General features: G+C 71.2%; 24 protein-coding genes and 1 pseudogene. 16 read left to right on the top strand and 9 right to left on the bottom strand.

Annotated features, from left to right (window positions below; all coding sequences use genetic code 11):
• The first annotated feature begins 26 nt into the window (after positions 1–26).
• Together AB0C28_RS54695 and AB0C28_RS54690 are read left to right on the top strand one after the other, a co-directional pair.
• The gene (locus AB0C28_RS54695; protein WP_358085176.1) at positions 27–2,024 is read left to right on the top strand and encodes a histidine kinase; all 1,998 of its coding nucleotides are present in this window, start codon (positions 27–29) and stop codon (positions 2,022–2,024) included.
• The gene (locus tag AB0C28_RS54690; protein WP_358085173.1) at positions 2,021–2,665 is read left to right on the top strand and encodes a response regulator transcription factor; all 645 of its coding nucleotides are present in this window, start codon (positions 2,021–2,023) and stop codon (positions 2,663–2,665) included. Before AB0C28_RS54695 ends, AB0C28_RS54690 begins: the two co-directional genes overlap by 4 nt.
• 131 nt (positions 2,666–2,796) lie before the next feature.
• On the opposite strand, the gene AB0C28_RS54685 is transcribed toward AB0C28_RS54690, so the two are convergent.
• The 4 genes from AB0C28_RS54685 to AB0C28_RS54670 all read right to left on the bottom strand — a co-directional run bounded on the left by AB0C28_RS54685 (position 2,797) and on the right by AB0C28_RS54670 (position 5,436).
• Positions 2,797–3,273: a hypothetical protein gene (locus AB0C28_RS54685; RefSeq protein WP_358085170.1), complete on the bottom strand. Its 477-nt coding sequence runs from the start codon at positions 3,271–3,273 to the stop codon at positions 2,797–2,799.
• A 107-nt stretch (positions 3,274–3,380) separates the two neighbouring features.
• The gene (locus tag AB0C28_RS54680) at positions 3,381–3,542 is read right to left on the bottom strand and encodes a hypothetical protein (protein WP_358085167.1); all 162 of its coding nucleotides are present in this window, start codon (positions 3,540–3,542) and stop codon (positions 3,381–3,383) included.
• Positions 3,503–4,672 carry a hypothetical protein gene (locus AB0C28_RS54675; protein ID WP_358085164.1) on the bottom strand — a complete coding sequence of 390 codons (1,170 nt, stop codon included), beginning with the start codon at positions 4,670–4,672 and terminating at the stop codon, positions 3,503–3,505. The genes AB0C28_RS54680 and AB0C28_RS54675 overlap by 40 nt, the downstream gene beginning before the upstream one ends.
• Positions 4,673–4,872: 200 nt before the next feature.
• Positions 4,873–5,436 (bottom strand): TetR/AcrR family transcriptional regulator, encoded by a 564-nt coding sequence (locus AB0C28_RS54670; protein WP_358085161.1) that lies wholly within the window; start codon positions 5,434–5,436, stop codon positions 4,873–4,875.
• A gap of 5 nt (positions 5,437–5,441) precedes the next feature.
• Here AB0C28_RS54670 and AB0C28_RS54665 point away from each other — a divergent pair.
• The 3 genes and pseudogenes from AB0C28_RS54665 to AB0C28_RS54655 form a co-directional block, all read left to right on the top strand.
• Positions 5,442–5,790 (top strand): annotated as a pseudogene (locus AB0C28_RS54665) (alcohol dehydrogenase catalytic domain-containing protein); the annotation flags it as partial.
• A gap of 260 nt (positions 5,791–6,050) precedes the next feature.
• Complete coding sequence (locus tag AB0C28_RS54660; protein WP_357856794.1) at positions 6,051–7,064, top strand: helix-turn-helix domain-containing protein; 1,014 nt, start codon at positions 6,051–6,053, stop codon at positions 7,062–7,064.
• A 73-nt stretch (positions 7,065–7,137) separates the two neighbouring features.
• Positions 7,138–7,446: a hypothetical protein gene (locus tag AB0C28_RS54655; RefSeq protein ID WP_357856791.1), complete on the top strand. Its 309-nt coding sequence runs from the start codon at positions 7,138–7,140 to the stop codon at positions 7,444–7,446.
• A 9-nt stretch (positions 7,447–7,455) separates the two neighbouring features.
• On the opposite strand, the gene AB0C28_RS54650 is transcribed toward AB0C28_RS54655, so the two are convergent.
• On the bottom strand, positions 7,456–8,238 hold the full coding sequence (locus tag AB0C28_RS54650) for an IclR family transcriptional regulator (RefSeq protein WP_358085158.1): 783 nt from the start codon (positions 8,236–8,238) through the stop codon (positions 7,456–7,458).
• 67 nt (positions 8,239–8,305) lie between these two features.
• On the opposite strand from AB0C28_RS54650, the gene AB0C28_RS54645 reads away from it, so the two are divergent.
• The 9 genes from AB0C28_RS54645 (at position 8,306) to AB0C28_RS54605 (ending at position 18,706) form a co-directional block, all read left to right on the top strand.
• On the top strand, positions 8,306–9,442 hold the full coding sequence (locus tag AB0C28_RS54645) for a cupin domain-containing protein (protein WP_357856785.1): 1,137 nt from the start codon (positions 8,306–8,308) through the stop codon (positions 9,440–9,442).
• Positions 9,442–10,275, top strand: coding sequence for a fumarylacetoacetate hydrolase family protein (locus AB0C28_RS54640; protein WP_358085157.1), 834 nt, complete (start codon positions 9,442–9,444; stop codon positions 10,273–10,275). The genes AB0C28_RS54645 and AB0C28_RS54640 overlap by 1 nt, the downstream gene beginning before the upstream one ends.
• Positions 10,272–10,895, top strand: coding sequence for a maleylpyruvate isomerase N-terminal domain-containing protein (locus tag AB0C28_RS54635; protein ID WP_358085155.1), 624 nt, complete (start codon positions 10,272–10,274; stop codon positions 10,893–10,895). Before AB0C28_RS54640 ends, AB0C28_RS54635 begins: the two co-directional genes overlap by 4 nt.
• Positions 10,892–12,181: an FAD-dependent oxidoreductase gene (locus AB0C28_RS54630; protein ID WP_358085153.1), complete on the top strand. Its 1,290-nt coding sequence runs from the start codon at positions 10,892–10,894 to the stop codon at positions 12,179–12,181. Before AB0C28_RS54635 ends, AB0C28_RS54630 begins: the two co-directional genes overlap by 4 nt.
• 80 nt (positions 12,182–12,261) lie before the next feature.
• Positions 12,262–13,032: an IclR family transcriptional regulator gene (locus tag AB0C28_RS54625; RefSeq protein ID WP_357856772.1), complete on the top strand. Its 771-nt coding sequence runs from the start codon at positions 12,262–12,264 to the stop codon at positions 13,030–13,032.
• A gap of 252 nt (positions 13,033–13,284) precedes the next feature.
• The gene (locus AB0C28_RS54620) at positions 13,285–14,649 is read left to right on the top strand and encodes an SLC13 family permease (RefSeq protein ID WP_358085151.1); all 1,365 of its coding nucleotides are present in this window, start codon (positions 13,285–13,287) and stop codon (positions 14,647–14,649) included.
• A gap of 42 nt (positions 14,650–14,691) precedes the next feature.
• The gene (locus tag AB0C28_RS54615; protein WP_358085148.1) at positions 14,692–16,482 is read left to right on the top strand and encodes a thiamine pyrophosphate-binding protein; all 1,791 of its coding nucleotides are present in this window, start codon (positions 14,692–14,694) and stop codon (positions 16,480–16,482) included.
• Positions 16,479–17,210 (top strand): class II aldolase/adducin family protein, encoded by a 732-nt coding sequence (locus AB0C28_RS54610; protein WP_357856763.1) that lies wholly within the window; start codon positions 16,479–16,481, stop codon positions 17,208–17,210. The genes AB0C28_RS54615 and AB0C28_RS54610 overlap by 4 nt, the downstream gene beginning before the upstream one ends.
• Positions 17,207–18,706, top strand: a complete 1,500-nt coding sequence (locus AB0C28_RS54605; RefSeq protein ID WP_358085145.1) for an aldehyde dehydrogenase family protein — start codon at positions 17,207–17,209, stop codon at positions 18,704–18,706. Before AB0C28_RS54610 ends, AB0C28_RS54605 begins: the two co-directional genes overlap by 4 nt.
• Here AB0C28_RS54605 and AB0C28_RS54600 read toward each other — a convergent pair.
• On the bottom strand, positions 18,690–19,571 hold the full coding sequence (locus tag AB0C28_RS54600; RefSeq protein ID WP_358085142.1) for a helix-turn-helix transcriptional regulator: 882 nt from the start codon (positions 19,569–19,571) through the stop codon (positions 18,690–18,692). The genes AB0C28_RS54605 and AB0C28_RS54600 overlap by 17 nt on opposite strands.
• Before the next feature lie 186 nt (positions 19,572–19,757).
• On the opposite strand from AB0C28_RS54600, the gene AB0C28_RS54595 reads away from it, so the two are divergent.
• Complete coding sequence (locus AB0C28_RS54595; protein WP_358085140.1) at positions 19,758–20,594, top strand: SDR family oxidoreductase; 837 nt, start codon at positions 19,758–19,760, stop codon at positions 20,592–20,594.
• A 52-nt stretch (positions 20,595–20,646) separates the two neighbouring features.
• Here AB0C28_RS54595 and AB0C28_RS54590 read toward each other — a convergent pair whose 3' ends face one another.
• The 3 genes from AB0C28_RS54590 to AB0C28_RS54580 all read right to left on the bottom strand — a co-directional run bounded on the left by AB0C28_RS54590 (position 20,647) and on the right by AB0C28_RS54580 (position 22,541).
• A complete protein-coding gene (locus AB0C28_RS54590; RefSeq protein ID WP_357856750.1) occupies positions 20,647–21,900 on the bottom strand; it encodes a hypothetical protein in 1,254 nt (417 codons plus the stop codon).
• 90 nt (positions 21,901–21,990) lie between these two features.
• Positions 21,991–22,185 carry a helix-turn-helix transcriptional regulator gene (locus AB0C28_RS54585; RefSeq protein ID WP_357856747.1) on the bottom strand — a complete coding sequence of 65 codons (195 nt, stop codon included), beginning with the start codon at positions 22,183–22,185 and terminating at the stop codon, positions 21,991–21,993.
• The gene (locus tag AB0C28_RS54580) at positions 22,182–22,541 is read right to left on the bottom strand and encodes a hypothetical protein (protein ID WP_357856744.1); all 360 of its coding nucleotides are present in this window, start codon (positions 22,539–22,541) and stop codon (positions 22,182–22,184) included. Before AB0C28_RS54580 ends, AB0C28_RS54585 begins: the two co-directional genes overlap by 4 nt.
• A 349-nt stretch (positions 22,542–22,890) precedes the next feature.
• On the opposite strand from AB0C28_RS54580, the gene AB0C28_RS54575 reads away from it, so the two are divergent.
• A complete protein-coding gene (locus AB0C28_RS54575; protein ID WP_358085137.1) occupies positions 22,891–23,022 on the top strand; it encodes a hypothetical protein in 132 nt (43 codons plus the stop codon).
• The last annotated feature ends 105 nt before the right edge of the window (positions 23,023–23,127 follow it).

The following is a 23,127-nucleotide window of genomic DNA, read 5'->3' as shown; positions in this document are numbered from 1 at the left end:
GACGTGTCGGCCGCGCCGTCGTGCTCATGCTCACGGGCCTCGTGCTCGTCATGTACGCCGCCGGGCTGGTGATGTGGATCGTCGAGGCGGCCCGGCTGCCGGAGGTCGCATTCGCACCGTGGTCCACACCGCGGGGGCGCGCGGTCCTCGACGCGTGGGGCATGCCGATCGAGTCGTGGGCCGCCCTGGTGGCCCTGCCCGGGGTCATCGTGACGGCCGCCGCCGTGACGTCCGCGACGTTGATCCTGCGCCACGGGACGTCGTGGTTCGGCCTCTATCTGGGCTTCACGCTCGTCCTGTTCGCGACGGGGGGCAGCGAGGCGCCGCTGGTCGTGGCCGCTTTACATCCCGAACTCGATGGTGTGGCCCGTGGCGTGCAGGGCCTGGCCTGGATCGCGTTGTTCCCTGTGGCGTACGTCTTCCCCGACGGTCGCTTCGTCCCCGCCTGGAGCCGCTGGCCGGCTGCGGCGTGGGCCGTCTACCTGGCGCTGGGTCTGGCCGGGGTCGGAGGAGGATCGCAGGCGGTGGACGCCTTCATCGTCCTGGTCCTGGTCGGGACCTGCGTCGCCGCCCAGCTCCACCGCTATCTCCGGGTTTCCGGACCGGTCGAGAGACAGCAGGCCAAGTGGCTGATGATGGCGATCGCCCTGTGGTTCCTGTTCGCGCTCACGCTCAACGTGAGTCCCCTGGGCGCCCTGTACTACGAGGCCAGCGCCCGCGGGCTGATCGCGTTCGTCCTCATCGGTCTGCTCACGGCCGCGCTGATGGCGCTGATCCCCACGGCGGTGGCGATCGCGGTGCTGCGTCACCGGCTGTTCGACCTGGACGTCTGGATCAATCGGGCGCTGGTCTACGGCGTCCTGACCGCCTTTGTGGTGGCCGCTTACGCGGCGGTCGTCGGCGGCATCGGCGCGCTGTGGGCCGATGGCACCGGCGGGTTGCTGACGGTCGTCGCGGCAGCCGCGGTGGCGCTGGCCTTCAGTCCCCTGCGCGAGCGGGTCCAGCGGCACGTCAACCGCTTGGTGTACGGCGAGCGCGGCGATCCGTACGTCGTGCTCAGCAGGCTGGGGCAGCAGCTCGGCAGCCTTGCCCGGCCCGAGGAGATCGCCCCCGCCATCGTCGAGACCGTCGCCCGCACGCTCAAGGCCCCCTACACGGCCCTCGAACTCGACCACGAGATCGTCGCCAGCACCGGGAGACCCGCGGGCGCCACGGAGAGTTTCGAGATCGGCCACCGGGGCGCATCGTTCGGCCGGCTCGTCGTCGCCACCCCCGGCGACAACCTGTCCGCCAGGGACCTGCGGCTGCTCGCCGACCTCGCCCGCCACTGCGGCGCGGCGGTGTTCGCCGCCCAGGAATCCCTGCGCATCCGCCGGCTCGCCACCGACCTGCAGAAGACCCGCGAGAACCTCGTCCTCGCGCGAGAGGAGGAGCGCCGCAGGATCCGCCGCGACCTGCACGACTCCCTCGGCCCCGCGTTGAGCGGTCTCGCGCTGACCGTCGACGCCGCCCACGCCGTCATGGCCACCGACGCCGCCGCCGCGGACAAACTGATGCGCGCGTTGAAGGATCAGAGCAGGCAGACATTGGAGGAGGTACGCCGCCTGGCGCGCATGCTCCGTCCCCCCGCCCTGGACGAGCTCGGCCTCGCCGGCGCCCTGGCCCACCTGGCGGAGGGTGCCGAGCAGGCGGGCCTGGCCACCACCGTGCGCGTCCCGGAACCGCCGGCGATGCCCGCCGCCGTCGAGGTCGCCGTCTACCGGATCGCGCAGGAAGCCGTCACCAACGTCATCCGGCACTCCGGCGCCGGCTCGTGCCTGATCGAACTGAACGCCGCCGAGCACGCCGCCGAACTCCTGGTGGCCGACGACGGCACCGGCATCAACCCCTCCAGCCGCCCCGGTGTCGGCACCGCGTCGATGCGCGAACGCGCCGAAGAACTCGGCGGCGTCATCACCGTCACCAGCGACGCCGGCGGCACCCGGGTCGCCGCTCGCCTGCCGCTGGCCGAGGAGAGCACATGATCCGGATCCTGCTCGCCGACGATCACCCGATCTTCCGGTACGGACTACGCGCCGTCCTCGCCTCCGACCCGGAGACCGAGCTGGTCGGCGAGGCCGGCTCCGGGGAGGAGGCCGTCGAACTGACCCGCCGGCTGCGACCCGACGTGGTTCTCATGGACATCACCATGCCCGGCCTGAACGGCGTCGAGGCGACCCGCCGCATCCTCGCCGAACTTCCCGGCACCAACATCCTCATCGTCACGATGTACGACGACAGCGCCTCGGTGCTCGCGGCGCTCAGAGCCGGAGCCCGCGGCTACCTCATCAAGGGCACGGATCGCGAGGAGCTGCTGCGCGCCGTACGAGCCGCCGCCGCCGGCCACGCCATCCTCAGCCCTGTGGCGGCCCAGTACCTGACCAGCCAGATCGCCCGCCCGCGATCCGGGCGGCAGCCCTTCCCCGAACTGACCCCACGCGAACACGACATCCTGGAGCTTGTGGCGGCGGGGTACACCAATCCCGCCATCGCCGAGCGCGCCGGACTGACCGCCAAGACCGTGCGCAACTACATCTCCACCATCCTCGCCAAGCTCAACGCCACCTCCCGCGCCGAAGCCATCGACCGCGCCCGCGCCGCCGGTCTGGGTGACTCGCAACGGTGACGACGAACCGGCCCAGCTCCTCGGTGATCACTTCACCCGCCCGGAAGGCGATGCCTCGGGCCGGCAGGGAGGTCTTCACCGTGACCAAGTTCGCCCGGTTCGCCCGCCATATGGCCGAGGCCAACCGGATCTTACATGCAGCGCAGGTCCAGCCCGCCGTTCAGCGTGCCGTCCAGGTCGATGATCAAGGAGGACGGGGCGGAGTCCTCCGCTGCCTCACCGCCCGGCTCGTTCACCAGGGCCCAGGCCGAGACCTCGTAGTCGCCGAGTCTTCCGTCGGGGTCCTCGATCTTCGCCTGGCGGTAGTGGTTCAGCACCTGCTCCACCGGCAGGTCCACGTCGAGGCCGAAGCGGATGGTGTACCGGCAGTCGCCGGAGTCGCCGCCGCGTACCTTCGTCTGCGGGCCGAAGTCGCCGAGGGTCGTTCCGGGCGGCCGCGGGTACGCCTTGACACGGTCGGCCATCCGGGCGAGTTCGAAGTCGTTGATCCACTCGGGCGTCTTGGCCAGCGCCCAGAGCAGCACGAACGGCATCAGCAGCCAGGCCAGGCAACCGAGCCTTCGGGTGATGCGCGATCGTCCGGATGAGGTGGACGCGGGGGGCGGCATGAGGTCCATGATCGCCTATCGCGGCGCATGGCCGTCGCCCCTCGTGCGGAGACCAGGGTCGCGGATCCGGGGTGGCCCCGGCGCGGACGCCGGGGCCGCGGTGAAGGTCAGTTCGTGCCTGGGGCGGTGGGCTTGTCGTTCGTCCAGCCGGCCTTGATCGTCTGTACGCCGGACTTGCCGAGCATCGGCTTGCCGCCGTGCTTGAGGTCGGTGTACTCGGCCAGCAGGATCATGGTCTTGGTGTCCACGACGTACTGCTGCTTGAGCACCGACTTCTCGTTGACCGGGACGGGCAGGGCGAACTTCTGGCCGGGGCGGCCCAGCGGGTCCTTGGCCCGGCCGAGGTCGGTGACGCCTTGGTGGTCTTGAGCACCTGGTACGCGGCGGCCCTGGCCTTGTCGGGCACCGGGACCGTGTACAGGAGATCGATCGCCCTCCCGGCGACATACCGGTCGAAGTTGACCAGCCACTCGTTCTTCGTGGCCTTCGGAGTGGTGGTCTTGGCCTCTTCTGCGGCTTCGTCGATCCAGGCGCTGACCTCGGCGGCCAGCTGCTTCCTGAGCGCCTCGGCATCCGTCTGCAGCGTCTGGAGCTGCTCGTACGTGACGTTCTTCTCGCCCAGCCGGAACGCGGGCACATCCTCCTCCACCGGGTGCAGAGTGCCCTTGCCCGGACGGGTGGACAGGCGGATCTTCATGCCTTCCGTGCGGTAGGCCCACGTGGCCGGAGAGCCGTCGGCACGCCAGGCCGCCTCGTCCTTCAGGGCGCGGGCCTGGACGGCACCGTCCCGGTGACGCTGGAGCTGTCGGTGGAGGGCCAGGGCGAGGCGCGGCCGTTCACGGTGAGTCCGGCGACGGTGACGGCGCCCGCGGGCGGACAGGCCGTCGTCTCGGTCACCGCCGCCACCGCGGCGGCGGCGGGCTACCTCGGCGGGCACCTCGTCGCCGCCGGTGGCGACGTCCGGGTGAGCACGCCGCTGGCGGTGGAGAACGAGCGGGAGGCGTACGCGCTGACCCTCATGCACACCGGCCGCGACGGCCGCCCGAGCGCCGGCCACCTCACCACGCTGCACCGGACGGACTCCGCAGGCCTGATCACGGAGCTCACCGCGTACGACCCCGTCGACCCGCGCCTCGACCGCCTGGACGTTCCGCTCCGAGCGCACCGGGGACGGCCGGCCGCTGCTGGTCTCCGTCGTCCGCTTCTCCCCCGCGCTGGACGCCCGCAACACCGCGCCCAGCGGCGAGACGTACGCGGTTCCGGTGTGCGTGGAGCGGCAGCGGGGCTCGGCCGCCGGCGCGGTACGCGACCTGGCCGCAGAGATCTCCTTCGACGACGGCGCCACCTGGAGACCGGCCCCGATCCGCAAGGGCCAGGTCGTGGTGAACCATCCGGCCATGGAGGGATTCGTCTCGTTGCGCGCCAAGGCCGTCGACACCGCGGGCAACACCGTCGAGCAGACCGTCATCCGGGCGTACCGCATCGCACCCCGGACCTGATCGCGGGGCCGGCCGATCAGGGCCGCTTCCTCTCGTGGCGAACTCATGCCGGCACGTCCGGCACCGGCCGTCCCGCGCCGGTACGGCCGCAGGTTGCGGGTCACCGGCCGATGGTTGTCTCCCGGTGTGGGGGCCGGCCGGTCGCCAGGGCGGCTCGTACGAGGCCCCGCGCGAGAGCGGTGCTTTCTGGGAGGGTGTCGAGAGGGAGCGGCTGGGTCGCGAGCGCGCCTTCGTGCAGCACGAGCAGCCGGGTGGCGAGCACGGCCGGGTCCTGGCAGCCCGCCGCGGCGGCGAGTTCCTCGAAGAGGTGCAGCAGCCAGAGCTTCTGCTCCGCGGCGACGCGGTGGGCGGGATGCGCGGGGTCCGGCAGTTCGGCCAGGGCATTCATGAACGCGCAGCCGCGGTCGTTGCTCTCGCTCCAGCTCCGCAGCGCGTCGAAGGGCGCGGTGACCGCCTCGACCGGATCGGCGCACGCGCCGACGGCCGAGGAGACGAGGGATCGCCAGCGCCGGTCGCGCCCGGCGAGGTAGGCCGCGACGAGGTCGTCCTTCGAGCCGAACTGGTTGTAGAGGGTCCGCTTGGTCACGTCGGCCCGCTCAGCGATCAGGTCCACTCCCACGGGCGTGATCCCGTTGTTGTAGAAGAGCTCCTCGGCCGCGGCCACGATGCGCCGGCCGTATCACGGCCGTCGGGCCGCGGGCGGACGAGGCGCTGATCGGCCGCCGCGTCGTCGTCGACCCGGCCATCTACGACGCCGAAACCCGGGACGCCAACCCCGTGGGCCTGATGGGCAGCGAACGCGACGGCGGCTACGCCGAGTACGTGGTCGCCCCGGCGCCACGCGTGCACGACGTGACCGGCTCACCCCTCACCGACGACCAGCTCGCGGCCCTGCCCACCGCCTACGGGACCGCGCTCGGGATGATCGAGAGGGGCCGGCCTCCAGCGGGGGCAGACCGTCCTGGTCTCGGGGGCCTCAGGAGGCGTGGGGCTGGCCGCGGTGCAGCTCGCCCGTGCGCCGCGGCCCAGCGGGAACTTTCACGGCGCCGGCACGTCGGCAAGATCGTCCTGCACCCGCCGGCGGCCTGACGCGCCGGCCTCGTCCACGCCGTCCCCTCACACCGTCGCCAGGCGCAGGCCGGGCGGAGCCGAAATTGGCGCGCGCGGGCTCGCGGCCGGAGGTTAGCCTGATCGTGCGGCCGGCTGGGAGCCATCGTGCGGCCGATGGGGGCCTGGGCGCCCGCGAGCACCGCGGGCTTTCGTCCTGGGAGGAAAGCGGTGCCGTCCGTCTCCGTTCTTCAGCTCGACGACGTGCCGGTGCGCGAGCGGTTCGACTTCTGGTGGCAGGCCGTCGCGGAGTCGGTGGTGTCGGTGGACGCCACCAGCGATCGGGCCGAGGACTTCTGGGCCGAGATGCGCGGCCTCGATCTCGGCCTGGCCCAGCTGTCCCAGGTGCGCTGCGTGTCCTTCGACGCGCGCAGGGGCGCGAGCCACATCCGGCGCTCCGACGCCGACCTCTACCAGCTGGCCGTGACCGTACGGGGCCGGTCGGGCGTGTGGCAGAACCGGCGCGACACCCGCCTGGAGCCCGGCGAGCTGGTGCTCTACGACACCTCCCGCAGCTTTCTCGCCTGGACGGTGAGCCAAGGCCCCGCCCCGTCGCACGAGCATCGCGGCGAGGTGGCCGAGGGGATGATCCTGCGCTTTCCGCACCAGGCGCTGCCACTGCCCGCCGCCATGGTCGAACCCCTGCTCGCGGTGCCTTTACCGGGGCACGAGGGCGTCGGCCCGCTGCTCGCCGGGCTGCTGCGCCGCCTCATCGCCCAGCCCGAGTGGCCGGCCCGCGACCTGGCCCGGCTCTCGTCCATCGTGCTGGACCTGGTCGCGGCCCTGCTGGGCCAGCGGCTCGGCCGGGACGCCTCCGCCTACCAGGCCGACCCCGGCGAGGTGCTCCTGCTGCGCGTCAAGTCCTTCGTCGAGGAGCGGCTGGGCGACCCCGGGCTGACGCCCTCGGTCATCGCCGCCGGCCACTACATCTCGGTGCGTCACCTGCACAAGCTCTTCCAGAACGCGGGGCTCACCGTCGGCGGCTGGATCCGCGAACGCCGGCTCGAACGCTGCCGCCGCGACCTGGCCGACCCCCTCCTGCGGCACCTTGCCGTCCAGGCCGTCGCCGCCCGCTGGGGATTCACCAGCCCGTCCCACTTCAACCGCGTCTTCCAGCGCGCCTACGACGTCTCCCCCGCGGCCTACCGGCGGCTGGTCCGCGAGCATGAGGCCGTGGCGCGCTGAGTGCTGCGCTCTGAGGCAAGGCCCGTGCGCTCGCGGGCAAGTGCGCGCCGGCCGCTCCTGCGAAGGTCGAGCCATGAATCTCCGTGAAACCCTCAAGATCGCCGGGGTCGGCGCGCTGATGGCCGCGGCGCTGATCGCGCCCGCGAGCGCCGCGCACGCGGCCCCCTCGGGCTGCAGCGACCTGTATCGGGACAACGCCTACTGGTACAACTGCACCAAGGGATCGGGATCGTTCCGGGCCGTGGTGCGCTGCTACCGGATCGGCCATTCGACGTACGTGACCAGATACGGCGTCTGGGAGCGGGTCGGCGAGGGCCCGTCCCGAGCCCAGTGCCTGTCCAGCGAGGAGACCTCGGACGGCCGCGGGGAGCACAGGAACTAGCCCGCGGCGTCACAGGGCCGTGGCCATGGCCAGGTCCGCCTCCAGCCGGCGGGCGGCGGCCTGGAGGGTCGCCACGAGGGCGGGCAGGTCGGTGTGCTGGTAGCGGACGCTCGGCATCGAGATCGACAGGCCCGCCACCGCCACCCCCTGATCGTCGCGCACGGGGACGCCGACGGCGACGACGCCGTGCTCGGAGCGGCCCTGGTTGACCACGAACCCGGCCCGCCTGATGCGGGTGAGCTCGCTCTTGAGCCGGGTCAGGTCGGGGCGGGCGGACGGCTGCTCGGCGTACCGGTCGGGGGCGTAGACGGCGTCGACCTCCTCGGCGCCGAGCTCGGCCAGCAGCAGCAGGCCCGCCGTGGTCTGGTGGGCGGGGAAGACCATGCCCTCCCGGTTGCCGACGCGCAGCGCCTGATCGCATTCGACGCTGGCGATGAACCGGGCCGTGTCGCCGGTGCGGATGGTCAGGTTGGCCGACTCCCGCACGGCGTCGACCAGGCGGCGCAGGTGCGGCAGGGCGGTCGCGCGCAGCTGCGAGGTGCGCGAGCGCGAGTGCTCGGCGAGCTGGAGCACGGGGCCGGCGTGGTAGCGGTGCCGTTCGTCCTGGACGGCGAAGTCGCGGTAGACGAGCATCTGCAGCAGCCGGTGCGCGGTCGAGCGGGCCACGCCGAGCCGCCCGGCCGCCTCCGAGACGGTCAGGGCGCCTTCGAGCTGCAGCATCGTCGCGATTCTCAGCGCGTGGTCGACGCTGGCGACCGCGTACGCCGGTGGGGTCTTCAGCGGCTTGTCCACCGGATCTCCGTTCTGCACAGAAGAATATGTTGTTCTATATGGTGGGATATCCAGCACTCTCTCACATATGAGCACGATACGAACCCCGGTCCGGCTGCAGGCCGTCTCGGCCCCCGACCAGCCCGACGTCACGCCCGCCCTGCAAGAGCTCTACCGCGGTTTCGAGGAGGAACTGCTGGTCCCGCTGTGGACGGAGATCGGCGACCTGATGCCGGCCCACCCGCGCTCGCGGGCGGTGGCGCACCTGTGGCACTGGGACACCCTGCTCAAGCTCGCGGCCCGCGCCGGCGAGATCGTGCCGGTCGGCCGCGGCGGCGAGCGCCGCGCGATCGCCCTGGCCAACCCGTCGCTGGGAGGCCGCCCGTTCGCCACGCCGACGCTGTGGGCCGCGATCCAGTACCTGATGCCCGGCGAGGACGCCCCCGAGCACCGCCACACCCAGCACGCCTTCCGGTTCGTGGTCGAGGGCTCGGGCGTGTGGACGGTGGTCGACGGCGACCCCGTGCCGATGAACCGGGGCGACTTCCTGCCGCAGGCGGGCTGGAACTGGCACGCCCACCACAACGCCACCACCGAGCCCATGGCCTGGCTCGACGGCCTGGACATCCCGTTCCAGTACGTCACCGAGGCGCAGTTCTTCGAGTTCGGCCGCGACGAGCTGCCCGGCGCCGAACGCACCACCCCCGAGCGGAGCCGTTCTGAGCGCCTGTGGGGCCACCCCGGCCTGCGCCCGCTCTCGGCGACGCCGGCCCCCGCCGGGGACTCGCCGCTGCTGGCCTACAAGTGGGAGTTCACCGACGCCGCGCTCGCCGACCAGCTCACTCTTGAGGCCGAGGGGTACGGCGGGACGGTCGAGCCGGGCCACGCCGCGGTCCGCTTCGCCAACCCCGCGACGGGCGGCGACGTGCTGTCCACCATCCGCGCCGAGATGCACCGCGTCGTGCGCGGCGCCGAGACCGCCCCGGTCCGGGAGACCGGATCGAGCGTCTACCAGGTCTTCAACGGAGCGGGAACGGTCACCGTCGGCGAGACGACCTGGTCGGTCACCCGCGGCGACCTGTTCGTGGTGCCCTCCTGGGAGCCGTTCTCCGTACGGTCGGAGGCGGGGTCCGCCGATTCGGACTCCGGCGCGATGGACCTGTTCCGCTTCTCCGACTCGCCCGTCTTCGAGGCGCTGCGGCTCGACCGGAGGGGGAACGCCTGATGAGGCTGGCCACCATCCGCACCCCCGGCGGCACCCGCGCCGTGAAGCTCGACGGCGGCACGCTGGTCGACCTCGGCGCCGAGGATCTCGGCGCCTTCCTGGCCGCTCCCGGCTGGGAGCGGGCCGCCGCGGCCGCGACCGGCCTCGCCTACGACGCCGAAGGCGCCGACTTCGCGCCCGTGGTGCCGCGCCCGTCGAAGGTGATCTGCGTCGGCCACAACTACACCGGGCACATCAAGGAGATGGGCCGCGAGCTGCCGGCGTACCCGACGCTGTTCCCCAAGTTCGCCGACTCCCTGATCGGCGCGCGCGACGACATCGTCAAGCCTCCCGAGACCGACGCGCTCGACTGGGAGGTCGAGCTCGCCGTGGTGATCGGCCGGCCCGTGCGCCGCGCCGGCGAGCAGGAGGCCGCCGCGGCCATCGCCGGATTCACCGTCATGAACGACGTGTCGGTACGCGACTGGCAGTTCCGCACCGTCGAGTGGACCCAGGGCAAGATCTGGGACTCCTCCACCCCGGTGGGCCCGTACGTCGTGACCCCCGACGAGCTCCCCGGCGGCGTCCGCCCGGCACTGACGGTGCGCACCACCGTCGGCGGCCGCCTCATGCAGGAGGACGACACCGCCACGCTGCTCTTCGACCCCGTGCACCTGGTGCGTTACGTCTCCACCGTCGTACGGCTCAACCCCGGCGACCTGATCGCCACCGGCACCCCCGCCGGCGTCGGCCATGCCCGCGACCCGAAGGTGTACCTCACCGGAGGCGAGAGCGTCGTGACGGAGGTCGAGGGCATCGGCGCCTGCGTCAACCAGGTGGTGGTGCGGCCGTGAGGCGGAGTTTCGCCGACGCCCGGCGCTGGGCGGACGACGGCACCAAGCTGCTCCTCGGCACGGTGGCCGGGCTGGACGAGGCACAGTACGCGCGACCCAGCCTGCTGCCGGGCTGGACCCGCGGGCACGTGCTCGCCCACGTCGCCGCCAACGCCGACGCCCTCCGCAACCTCGTGCGCTGGGCGGCCACCGGCGAGCCCACGCCGATGTACGCCTCCCCCGCCGAGCGCGCCGCCGGGATCGAACGCGGCGTGCGGATGCCGGCCGCCGGCCTGGAGACCTGGCTGCGCCGCTCCGCGACCGCCCTGGCCGAGGCGTCGGCGGCGCTGAGCGAGCGGCAGTGGGCGGCCGAGGTCGTCACCGCGCAGGGCCGTACCGTGCCGGCCACCGAAGTGCCGTGGCTGCGCGCCCGCGAGGTCTACGTGCACACCGTCGATCTCGGTCTCGGCGTCGCCTTCGCCGACCTGCCGCCCGCCTACCTGGAGGCGCTGTGCGCCGACGTCGCCGCCCAGCGCGGCGGCGTGCCGCCCGTCGAAGGACCTCTGGCCGAACGCGCCGCCTGGCTGACCGGACGCCCGCACCGGCTGACCGGCGCGCCCGAGCTGGGAGCGTGGCTGTGAGCAGCGACCCGGCCGGTATCGGGGCCGGTGAGGTGGATGTGCTGGTCGTCGGCGGCGGCATCGGCGGGCTGTCCACGGCCTACGCCCTGACCCGCAAGGGCCTCAAGGTCCGCGTGCTGGAGCAGGCGAAGGAGTTCGGCGAGGTCGGCGCGGGCATCCAGATCGCGCCCAACTGCACCCGGATCCTGGCCGAGTACGGCCTGCTGGAGGAGGCCAAGTCACTCGGCCTCCTGCCGACCGGCATGGTCATGCGCGACGCCCTGGACGGCAGCGAGCTCACCCGGCTCGACCTGACCGACCTCGAACGCGCCTACGGCTCCCCGTACATGGTGATCCACCGCAGCGACCTGCACGGCCTGTTCCTGCGCGCCTGCCGGCGCGCCGGCGTGGACCTGCTCACCGACCACCGCGTCGACGGCTACGCCAACACCACCGCACCCTGCGGAAGGCAGGGCGCGGAGGTGAAACTCGCCGACGGCCGCGTCATGCGGGCGCCGGTCGTGATCGCCGCCGACGGCCTGCACTCGGTCGCCCGCAAACTGCTCGTCGACGACGAACCGGTCAGCTCCGCCTACGTCGCCTACCGCGCCACCGTCCCGATGGAGGAGATGTCGCCCGGCGACGTCAACCTGTCCGAGGTCGTCGTGTACGTCGGTCCCGGCTGCCACTTCGTCCGCTACGGGCTGCGCGGCGGCGACCTGCTCAACCAGGTCGCCGTCTTCCGCTCACCCAAAGCGCTGGCCGGCGAACAGGAGTGGGGCACGCCGGACGAACTGGACGCCGCGTTCGCCGCCACCGCCCCCGTGGTGCGCTCGGGGATCCCGCTGATGTGGCGGGACCGCTGGTGGCGCATGTACGACCGCGACCCGATCATGACCTGGGTTCACGGCCGCATCGCGCTGCTCGGCGACGCGGCCCACCCGCCGCTGCAGTACATGGCACAGGGCGCGATCATGGCGATCGAGGACGGCTGGGTGCTCGCCGAGCACGTCGCCCGCCAACGGGACGCGACGGGCCGGGTCGACTGGGCCGCCGCGCTGGCCGCCTACGAGGCCGTACGGCCCGAGCACTGCCGCCGCGTCGTGCTCACCGCGCGCGCCTGGGGCGACCTGTGGCACCTCGACGGCGAGCCCCGCCTGCGCCGCAACACGATCCTGCGGGCCCGCCGGCCGCACGACTACACCTACACCGACTGGATCTACGGGCCGACCGCGCTCGTCCCCGAGGAGGAACCGCCGATGTACCCGGTGATCCCGCTGTCGTCCGTGACACTCGCGCAGACCTGACGGGAGGCCGGCGGCGAGCTGAGCCGGCGCTCTGACGGGCGTTTGCGCCCCCGTTCACCGGGCCGGTAGCGTTCGTCCACATGACGGGAGCGGACAGGGAACGGCCCGCACCGCCGTATCCCATCGCATCGGTGGACCGCGCGCTCAGCCTCATCCAGATGCTCGCCGAGAGCCCCGAGGTGAAGCTGTCGGAGGTCAGGGCCCGGCTCGACGTCGGCCAGTCCACCGCCCACCGCCTGCTCGCGATGTTCGTCTACCGCGGGTTCGCGGTGCAAGACCCCCGCACCCGCAGCTACCGGGCCGGCCCCTACCTCCTCGACCTGCGCCGCGACACCGGCATCCGCTTCGACGTCGCCCGCGAGATCCGCCCCACCCTCGCCCACCTGGCCAAGGAGAGCGGCGAGACGGCGCACTTCGCCGTCCTCGACGGCACCGACGTGCGCTACATCGACGTCGTGGAGAGCACCCGCGCGCTGCGGGTCACCGGCCGGCAGGGCCGCACCATGCCCGCCCGCGACACCAGCATCGGCCGCGCCATGCTCGCCGCCGAGAGCGACGAGTGGGTCAGCGCCCGCTACGGCGCCCCCGCCCAGCTCGGCGACCACGACGCGACCGCCCACGAAACCCTCCTGCGCGAGCTGGCCAGGACCCGGGCCCGCGGCTACGCCCGCAACCGGGGCGAGGTCGAGCTGGGCGTCTGCTCCGTCGGCGTCGCCGTCGTCGACCCCGGCGGCGACCTGCTCGGCGGCCTGAGCATCGCCGCACCCGACTCCCGCTGGAGCCCGGCCCTGGAGAAGGCCCACGTCCAGCGGCTGCACGCCGCCGCCGCCCGCCTGGCCGGACGCGGATAACCACACCACACCCGCACCGCCCCCGCCGGGCGGACGTGTGCCACGCCCGAAATACCCTGGAAACTTTCTGCTATGCAGAACGCGGAGTATCGACAGCAGACTGCACCGGCGCCTACAGTCCAGTGACCGGGCCGGGCGACCGCTGGACGCGAGACATCTGCCGGGCTCAAGCCGCGGGAGCAGCCCGGTCGTCGGGGGGCGAAATCCCGAGGGCTGGAATCCTCAACCAGCCGTGATGAACGGATCCAACTCATGCAAGTCCATCTGCTCGCCATCGGAGTGCTCGCACTCGCGTTCCTCCTCGGCGCACTGCGCGGCATCAACCTCGGCGCCGTCGCCCTCGTCGGCGGCGGGGCCATGGTCCTGCTCGTCACCGGAAAAGGCGTCGACGAGCTCTACGCCGCCTTCCCCGCCGACCTGTTCGTGCTGCTGATCGGGGTCACGTTCCTGTTCGGCATCGCCGCCGTCAACGGCACCATCGAATGGGTCGTCGACGTCCTCAGCCGATCCGTACGCGGCCGCGCGTCCGTCATGCCCTGGCTGCTGTTCCTCATCGCCGGAGTCGTCACCAGCCTGGGCGCGCTCGCCCCCGTCGTCGTCGGCCTGGTCGCCCCCATCGGGATGCGGCTGGCCAAAAAACACGGGATCAGCCCCAGTCTGGCCGGCCTGATGATCCTGCACGGCGCCTGCTGCGGCAACTTCTCACCCGTCAACCTGCTCGGCGCCACCGTCAACACCACCATCGAACGGGCCGGGCTCGACCCCAACCCCATCGCGCTGTTCCTGGCCAACATCGGCTACAACGTCATGCTCGGCGTCGTCATCTACTGCTTCTTCGGCGGCCTGAAGCTGTGGCGCGCCGAACGCGGCACCGCCGCCCTCCCCGTCACCGCTCTCGCCGAGCCGGTCACCGCCGGCGTCACCGCGGCCGCGACCTCGGCGCGGGTGGCCCCCACACCCCCAGCGGCATCCGGAACGCCGGCGGCCGACCCGGCCGACACGCCCGACGCGCAGCCCCTGACCTTCGACCGGATCAAGGGCCTGACCCTCGCCGTCATCGTCGCCGTCGGCGTGATCGCCATGGTCGGCAAGGTCGACCTCGGCATCCTGGCCCTGTCCGCATCCGTGCTCCTCATGGTCGTCGCCCCGAAGAGCTCGACCGGCGCCGCCAAGCGCATCGCCTGGGACGTCGTCCTGCTCATCTGCGGCGTCGTCACCTACGTCGGCCTGCTCAACGAGATCGGCACCATCAAGTTCGTCGGCGACGCCGCCAACAGCCTCGGCTCGCCGCTCGCCACCGCGTTCCTCATCTGCCTGATCGGCGCGGTCGTCTCGGCCTTCGCCTCCAGCGCCGGCATCATCGCCGTCCTCATCCCGCTCGCGATGCCGTTCCTGCTCAGCGGCCAGATCTCGGTGACCGGCATGGCCATCGCCGTCGCGATCAGCGCCACCGTCGTCGACTCCACCCCGTTCTCGACGATCGGCGCGGTCGTGCTGTCCAACGCCGACTCCGAGGACCGCGACTACACCTACCGCGGCTTCCTGTCCTGGGGCGCCCTCATGGTGGTGACCGCGCCGGTCCTCACCATGGCCTTCGTCCTTCCCGGACTGCTCTGATGGAAGCCACGCGCACCACTCCGAAAGTCTGAAAGGCGATCGATGACCACCACCGACGACGTACGCGCGGACGCCGCACCACCGACCGGCCACACCCCGCAATGGGGCAGCGACGCCATCGTCGACCTGCTGCAGCACGCCGGCATCCGGCACATCGCGCTCAACCCGGGCGCCAGCTTCCGCGGCCTGCACGACAGCCTCGTCAACTACGCCGGCGACGCGGGCCCGCACCTGCTGCTGTGCCTGCACGAGGAGCACGCCGTCGCCATCGCCCACGGCTGGGCCAAGGTCACCGGCGAGCCGATGGCCGTGGCCCTGCACAGCAACGTCGGCCTCATGCACGCCACCATGGCCCTCTACAACGCCTGGTGCGACCGCGTCCCCATGCTCGTCATCGGCGCCACCGGACCCCTCGACGCGGCCAAACGCCGGCCCTGGATCGACTGGATCCACACCTCCGCCGACCAACCGGCACTCGTCCGCAACTTCGTCAAATGGGACGACACCCCGACCTCGGTCCCCGCCTCGCTGGAGTCCCTCGCCCGCGCCTGGGACATCACCCGCACCGCACCGACCGCGCCCACGTACGTCGTCCTCGACAGCGCGGTCCAGGAGCAGCAGCTCACCAACCCGCCCCAACCCCCCACCATCAGCAAGGGACGCGCCGCCGACCAGCCGACCGCGTCGGCGGACTCGATCGCCAGAGCCGCGGCCGTCCTGGCCGGGGCCACCTCGCCCGTCATCCTCCTCGGCCCCGGCCGGCGCGACGAAACCGCCTGGACCAACCGCATCAAACTGGCCGAAGCGCTCGGCGCCCGCGTCATCACCGACCTCAAAGCCGGCTCCACTTTCCCCAGCCGCCACGCCGCCCACGTCCCAGGACCCGGCTTCTTCCTCGGCCGGCCCGCCCAGGAAGCCCTGCGCGGCGCCGACGCCGTCCTCGCCCTGGGCTGGATCGACCTCGCCGGCACCCTGGCCCAGGCCGCCGTGCCCGGCTCCACCGCCGTCGTCTCCGCGACCCTGGAACCGCTGCTGGCCAACGGCTGGAGCAAAGACCACCAAGGCCGCGCTTCCATCGACGTGTGGCTCCCCGCCGAACCCGACACGGCCGTGGCCGACCTGCTCACCCACCTGACCCCCGGCCCCAGCACGTCGTGGACCCCCCGCCCGGCACCCGTACCGGACGCCGGCACCGGACCCATCGACCTGCCACGCCTCAGCGCCACCCTGCGCTCCGTCCTGGACGGCGCCGACACGACCCTCGTCCGCCTCCCCCTCGGATGGGACGGAGACAGCTGGGACTTCGAGCACCCGCTCGACTACCTCGGCTACGACGGCGGCGGCGGAATCGGCTCAGGACCGGGCATGACCGTCGGCGCCGCCCTCGCCCTGCGCGACAGCGGACGACTGCCCGTCGCCGTCCTCGGCGACGGCGACTATCTCATGGGAGTCCAGGCCATCTGGACCGCCGTCAACCAGCACATTCCCGCCCTCATCATCGTCGCCAACAACCGCTCCTACTTCAACGACGAAGTCCACCAGGAGAAGGTCGCCCTCGTACGCGACCGCGACGTCACCCGCAAATGGGTCGGCCAGCGCATCGCCGACCCCGCCCCCGACCTCGCCGCACTCGCCCGCGCCCAGGGCGCCACCGGCTACGGGCCCATCACCGACCAGACGGACCTCGCCGACACCCTGCGCACCGCCGTCCAGGACGCCCGCGCCGGCGCCACCGTCATCGTGGACGTGGTCGTCGAAACCGGCTACGCCCCCGCCATGGCCGCCGCACTCACCCGCGAAGACCAAGCCGACGAGGCTGGAAGGACACCATGACCCACCCGCACCCGACCGGCGCCGACCTGCGCGACGCCCTCACCGCCGCCAACCACATCCTGGTACGCGAAGGAGTCCTCGACGCCTTCGGCCACGTCAGCGCCCGCACCGCACCCGGCGCCGACACCTTCCTGCTCTCACGCAACCTCGCACCGGGATCCGTGACACCGTCCGACCTGCTCGTCCACCACCTCGACGGCCAGAGCGAAGACCCCCGCACCCCCTACCTCGAACGCTTCATCCACGCCGAGATCTACCGGCACCGCCCCGACGTCCTCGCCGTCGTGCACAGCCACTCACCCTCGGTCATCCCGTTCGGCGTCAGCGACACCCCCCTGCGCCCGCTCGTCCACATGGCCGGATTCCTCGCCGCAGAACGCACCCCCATCTACGAGATCAGCGACCACGCCGGCGACGCCAGCGACCTCCTCATCACCTCACCCCGACTCGGCGCCTCCCTCGCGACCACCCTCGGCGGCGGCGCCGTCGCCCTGATGCGCGGCCACGGCTCCGTGACCGCAGGCCCCACCCTCATGGACGTCGTCTACCGCGCCGTCTACACCGAGGTCAACGCCCGCATCCAGCTCCAGGCCCTGACCCTGGGCACCCCGCGCTACCTCAGCGCCGGCGAGGCCAAGGCCGCCGACCAGACCGTCGGCGCCCAGGCCCGCCGCGCCTGGGACGTCTGGTACCGCCAGGTCACACAGGACGGGAACCACACCCGATGACCACCCAGCACATCACCGGACGCCGGCAGGAACGCCGCCACGAGATCGACCGCCTGCTCCGGCGGCCCTTCCTCATGCTGATCGGCGGCCGGCTGACCGCCGCCACAGGCGGGGCCACGTTCACCACCACCGACCCCTACACCGGCAACGCGCTCACCACGGTCCCCGACGCCCAGCCGGCCGACGTGGACGCCGCCGCCGAAGCCGCCGAACAGGCACGCGCCGGCTGGCGCTCCACCCCGGTCGCCGAACGCGCCCGCCGCATCCTCGCCCTCGCCGACGCCGTCGAGGAGCACGCCGAAGAACTCGCGCTCCTGGACACTCTCGACGTCGGCTCCCCCATCACCAACGCCCGCACCGACGTCCGCATCGCCGTCGAGCAGATGCGCATGTACGCCGGGCTCGCCCTGGAGCTGAAAGGCCAGACCATCCCCGGCTCCGGAGCCGTGCACCTGACCCTGCGCGAACCCGTCGGCGTCGTGGCCAAGATCTTCCCGTTCAACCACCCGCTGATGTTCGCCTGCCGCGTCGCGGCACCCCTCATCGCCGGAAACCCGTGCGTCATCAAGCCGCCCGAAGCAGGACCCCTGTCGACGCTGCGGCTCGGCGAACTGGCCCGCGACCTCCTCCCGCCAGGCGTGCTCAACATCGTCGTCGGCGACGGACCCGCCGTCCCCGACCGGATCGTGCGCCACCCCGCCGTCCGCCGCATCGGATTCATCGGATCCGAGCCCACCGGCCGCGCCATCCAGCGCGCCGCGGCCGAATCCGGCGTCAAACACGTCACCCTGGAACTGGGCGGCAAGAACGCGATGATCGTCTTCGACGACGCCCCCGTCACCGAAGCCGCGCGCAGCGCCGTCGCGGGCATGAACTTCATGTGGGCCGGCCAGTCCTGCGGCTCCACCTCGCGCCTGCTCATCCACGACAGCGTGTACGACGACGTCCTCGCCGAAGTCACCCGCGCCGTCGACGAGATCCGCCTCGGCGACCCCCTCGACCCCACCACCACCCAGGGCACCATGGTCGACCGGCGCGCCCAGGCCAAAGCCCTCGACCACGTCAAGATCGCCCTCGACGACGGCGCCCGGCTCATCCGCGGCGGCACAGCCCCACCAGCCGCCGAACCGGCCGCCTTCGTCGCACCGACCATCCTGGCCGACGTCACCCCCGCCGCCCGCGTCGCCCAGGAAGAGATCTTCGGCCCCGTCCTGTCCGTCCTGCGCTTCCACACCGAACAGGAAGCCGTCCAGATCGCCAACGACGTCCGCTACGGCCTCACCGGAGCGGTCTGGACCAACGACCTCGACCGCGCCTTCCGCGTCGCCGAAGCGATGGAAGCCGGCTTCACCTGGATCAACGGATCCGGAGCACACTTCCCCAACGTGCCCTACGGCGGCGTCAAAGCCTCCGGCGTCGGCGCCAAGGAAGAATGCCTCGAAGAACTCCTCTCCTACACCACGGAGAAAGTCATCAACATCATGATCCGACGCTAGGACGTGACAGCACACCGACCGGCTCACTCCACTGGGCGAGCAACCGCAACGCCATCTCCGACGGGCTCCCCGGCTCGACGTCATAGACGAACAATGTCTGATCGGGATCATCGGCCAGAATCAACGCCTGATACGTGACCGTGAGATCACCGACCAGGGGATGGTGATACTCCTTGCTCCCCGTGGTGCGCTGATACACCTTGTTGTCCGACCAGTAACGCCGGAACGCCTCACTCCGGACGGACAGATCACCGACCAGCGCACTCAGCGCCGGGTCCTCCGGATGACGGCCGGCATCACGGCGGAGCATGGCGGCCGTGTCGGCCGCGACGGCCGCCCAGTTCGCGTACAACTCCCGCGCGTGCGGATCAAGAAAGACGAAACGCGCCTGATTCCGCTCAGCCGCCGGCAACGCCCGGAAATCGGCGATCAGCCGCCCGGCCAGCCGGTTGTGCGCCAGCACATCCAACCGGCGCCCCAGAACGAAAGCCGGCCGCCGCGCCCCCTCGAAAACCTCCAGCAACCGCCAGGTAGCGGGATGAACCCGCTGCGGACGCGGACGCCGACGACGCCGCGCAGGCGCAGGACGCGCGAGAACATGCAGATGCTCACGCTCGGCGTCGTCCAGGCGCAGCGCCGTGGCCAGCGCGTCCAGCACCTCAGGCGAAGCACTCCGGCTACGACCCTGCTCCAGACGGGTGTAGTAATCCACGCTCACCCCGGCAAGCCGCGCCAGCTCCTCACGACGCAACCCCGACACCCGGCGCCGCCCCAGCACCGGCTCCTCGATCCCCGCCTCCTCCGGGCCGAGCCGGGAACGGGCCGAACGCAGGAACTGGGCGAGCGGGCTGTGGTCACGGTCCATACCCCCAGTGTCACCCCTTCGCGCGAGCCGGCGCTCCGCCAGGGTGGCCCAAACTGTCCCCCGATCCCCTGGGCCAGGATGAGGACCGTTTTCGCAGCTCAGGGCTGGTTCAGTGGAAGCCGGGCAGGAGACGGGAAACGACCCGCCCCAGCCCGTTCCACTCATCGGCACGAAGGAGCCACGCACATGTCCACCTGGTTCATCACCGGCGCCTCCCGAGGCCTCGGCCTGCACCTCGCCCGCACCGCCCTCACCCACGGCGACACCGTGGTGGCCGCCGTCCGCGACCCCGCCCGCCTGCCCGACGACCTCCAGCAGTCCGACCGGGTGCTCGGCGTCCGCCTCGACGTCACCCGCGACGACGAGATCACCCAAGCCGTCAAAACGGCCGTCCAGCGCTACGGCACCATCGACGTCCTCGTCAACAACGCCGGCCGCGGCCTGCTCGGCGCACTGGAGGAGATCACCGACGCCGAAGCCCGCTCCCTGTTCGACCTCAACGTCTTCGCCCTCATCAACCTCACCCGCGCCGTCCTGCCCGGCATGCGCGCCGCGGGCGGCGGAAAGATCGTCAACATCGGATCCCGGTCCGGCTTCGAAGGCGAACCAGGCGTGAGCATGTACTCCGCCTCGAAATTCGCCGTCGCCGGCCTCAGCGAAGCACTCTCAGCCGAACTGGCGCCGTTCGGCATCCAGTGCATGGTCGTCGAACCCGGCGTCCTGCGTACCGACTTCCTCGACACCAACTCCCTGTCCACCGCCGCACACCGCATCGACGCCTACGACGGCACCCCCGCCCACGTCACCCTCGACTGGGCCGGCACCGCCAACCACACCCAGCTCGGCGACCCGATCAAAAGCGCCGCCCTGATCTACGAGGTCACCAGCCACGACGAACTCCCAGGACACCTGTACCTCGGACCCGACACCCTCGAACGACTCCAGGTCACCCTCGACCGGATCGACCAGGACGTGGCCCCTTGGCGTGACAAGTCCGCCGCCACCGCGTACGACGCCGCCTGACCCGCACTTTCGAGACGACGCGCCCGGCTCCCGTACAGCCGGACGCGCAGCCTCAGGAAATGCTCAACGTGCCGTCCGCGTTACGGGCACACCCGACCACCGCACGCGGCGCCGCGGCGAAAGCACCGGCCAGACACTGACCGAGCACCGCATGACCCGCGGCGTTAGGGTGCCACGACTCCTGACACGTCTGGAAATAGGTGACACATGTATTCGCCGCCCGCTGGATACCGATCTTGTCCCAGCCGGACAGACTCGTGATGAACGAACCGGACGGCCCATCCTGCACCCGCACCGGCGTCGCCAGCGCACCCCCCGGACTACCCGGATTCTCACACAACCTGGCCCCGTCGAAAGCCCGCTGAACATCCAGCACCCGCACATCAGCCGCCGGACGCTCAGCCACCAGCACGGCCTGCGCATTCCGTACCAGAGACCCCAGACTCTCCGAGAACACCTGCCCAGGACCAAGACTCGCCCGATGAATCGGACACCCAGCCGCATACCGCTCCGCACCCAGAGCACGGAACTTGTCACGAGTATCGGAACGGTTGTCCTCCTCGTGATACTGCGCGGCGAGCTCCGGCGGCAACGGATTCGTATACGTCTGCAGAATCACCTGATGACTGCCATCAGCATCAACCTGCGCCAGAGTATCCAGAATCAACCGCAAAGCCGCCGTCGTCTCAGCCGTAGCGGCATCGACCTCAGCGCCGGTGGCCAGATCCGCAGCCGTACAGGGCCGCTGCGGCACCTCACCCTTCAGATAGGCCCAGAACTCCCACCACCCCGTCCAGGCATCCGCGATGAACCGATTGGCACACAACGTGGCCACATCACCAAAGGTGAACTGCGTGTTGTTCGACCCGAGACCGACCAGAACCACATCGACATCATGCGTCCGCGCGACGGCACGCAACTGATCGAGCTGCGAAGCAACCGCCCGCCCCTCAGCCCGAGCACTCGACGGAGCCGCGATGTCAGCCGGCTGAGCACCGGAGCACGCCAGGTTGAAACGCTGCTGAATCCCAGGAAGCGCCGCCGCGAACACCGACGCGTTCGCCGACCGATGACAGAAATAGGCGTTGCCGTTGGCCGCCGACCACCCAGGGAAACCCTGCGCCGTACCCGAGGCATCGACGACGGGCTGATAGCTCCCCGCACCCTCGCCACTGACGAAACTGTCGCCGAGCGCGACAGCGGCGGTAGGCAGAGCCGCCTGCGCCGGCCCGCCCTGCACCACCTGGACACCCGCCACACTCACCAGCAGCGCGACAACCGCGGCGGCACGCTGAAATAACCCCATAACCACCCTATTTCCTACTAAACGAGTACGAAATACGCATGAGTGGATCACAACACGCCACACCCACCCCGTCAACACACCACCCCCACCTCACTGATCGTCGAAAAAAACCTCCTCGATCCTCAGCGCGAACACCCTGGCGAGACGGAAAGCCACAGGAAGACTCGGATCGAACTTCTCCGTCTCGATGGCATTGATCGTCTGCCTCGACACACTGATCCGCCGAGCCAGATCAGCCTGCGTCCAGCCACGCTCGGCCCGCAGCTCCGTAATACGATTCTTCATCGGTACCTGATCTTGCCCACGACGAAGGCGACCATGTAAACGGCCCCCAGAAGCGCGGGAAAGACCGCGATATCGACGTCATACGCAACGAGACCGGCGGCGTCCGCGACGACGTACGAGAACCCGCCGACCCACCCCACCCCAAGAGTGATCACCAACGCGTCCTGCACGATCTTCCGCTGCAACTCATCGATCCCCCGGAAGAAGCGTGCGAAGGCGACGATCCATCCGATGCCGACGACCAGGTTGACCGCGACCGCGGCCCAGCTCGCCACCGGCCGCCCCGAGCCCCACGCGAGTCCGGGACCGAATTTCGACAAGGCCAGGGTCGCCGCCCAGGCGAACGTCCAGAGCACGAGTCGAACGGACGCCCTGGCCGACTCCCTGTAGCCCCCGGCCGCGTTGTGTGCTTGCACGAATGGCCCTCCCGCCGGCGAGATGTCAAGTACACTTGACACGGTAGGAGGCGCTCGTTCCGATGTCAAGCGTACTTGACATCGGAACGAGCCGACCCGGCATCCTGTTTGTGGGAGGCGGACGGGCGTAGCCCGTGCCCTTGTGGGGTGTATGTGAGGTTTTTGCTCTAGCCCAGCGCCTTTACAATGTAGATTTCTAACGACTCTCGCCGTCGAGACCGCCGAACTGGTCGAACGCGCCCTCCCCGAGACCGGCAGCACGCTGTCGGCCACCGAATGCGCCACCCAGGTGGGCATCCCCCGGGTCAGCGCCCGCCGCTACCTCGAACGCCTCACCGCCATCGGCGCCGCCGAGGTCTCCCTGCGCTACGGCGGCACCGGCCGCCCGGAACGCCGCTACCGGTGGCATCACCCCTCCTAGACTGCCGGCCTCCGCTCAGCTCTTCCGCTCACCCAGGACGCAGAACTCGTTGCCCTCCGGGTCGAGGAGGGTCACCCAGTGCTGCTCGTCCTGCACGGTGTCGAC

It is taken from the genome of Nonomuraea sp. NPDC048892, assembly GCF_040649735.1.
Taxonomy (GTDB): domain Bacteria; phylum Actinomycetota; class Actinomycetes; order Streptosporangiales; family Streptosporangiaceae; genus Nonomuraea; species Nonomuraea maheshkhaliensis.
Note: the sequence above shows the minus strand (reverse complement) of the source record. Positions and strands in the feature narration are given on the sequence as shown.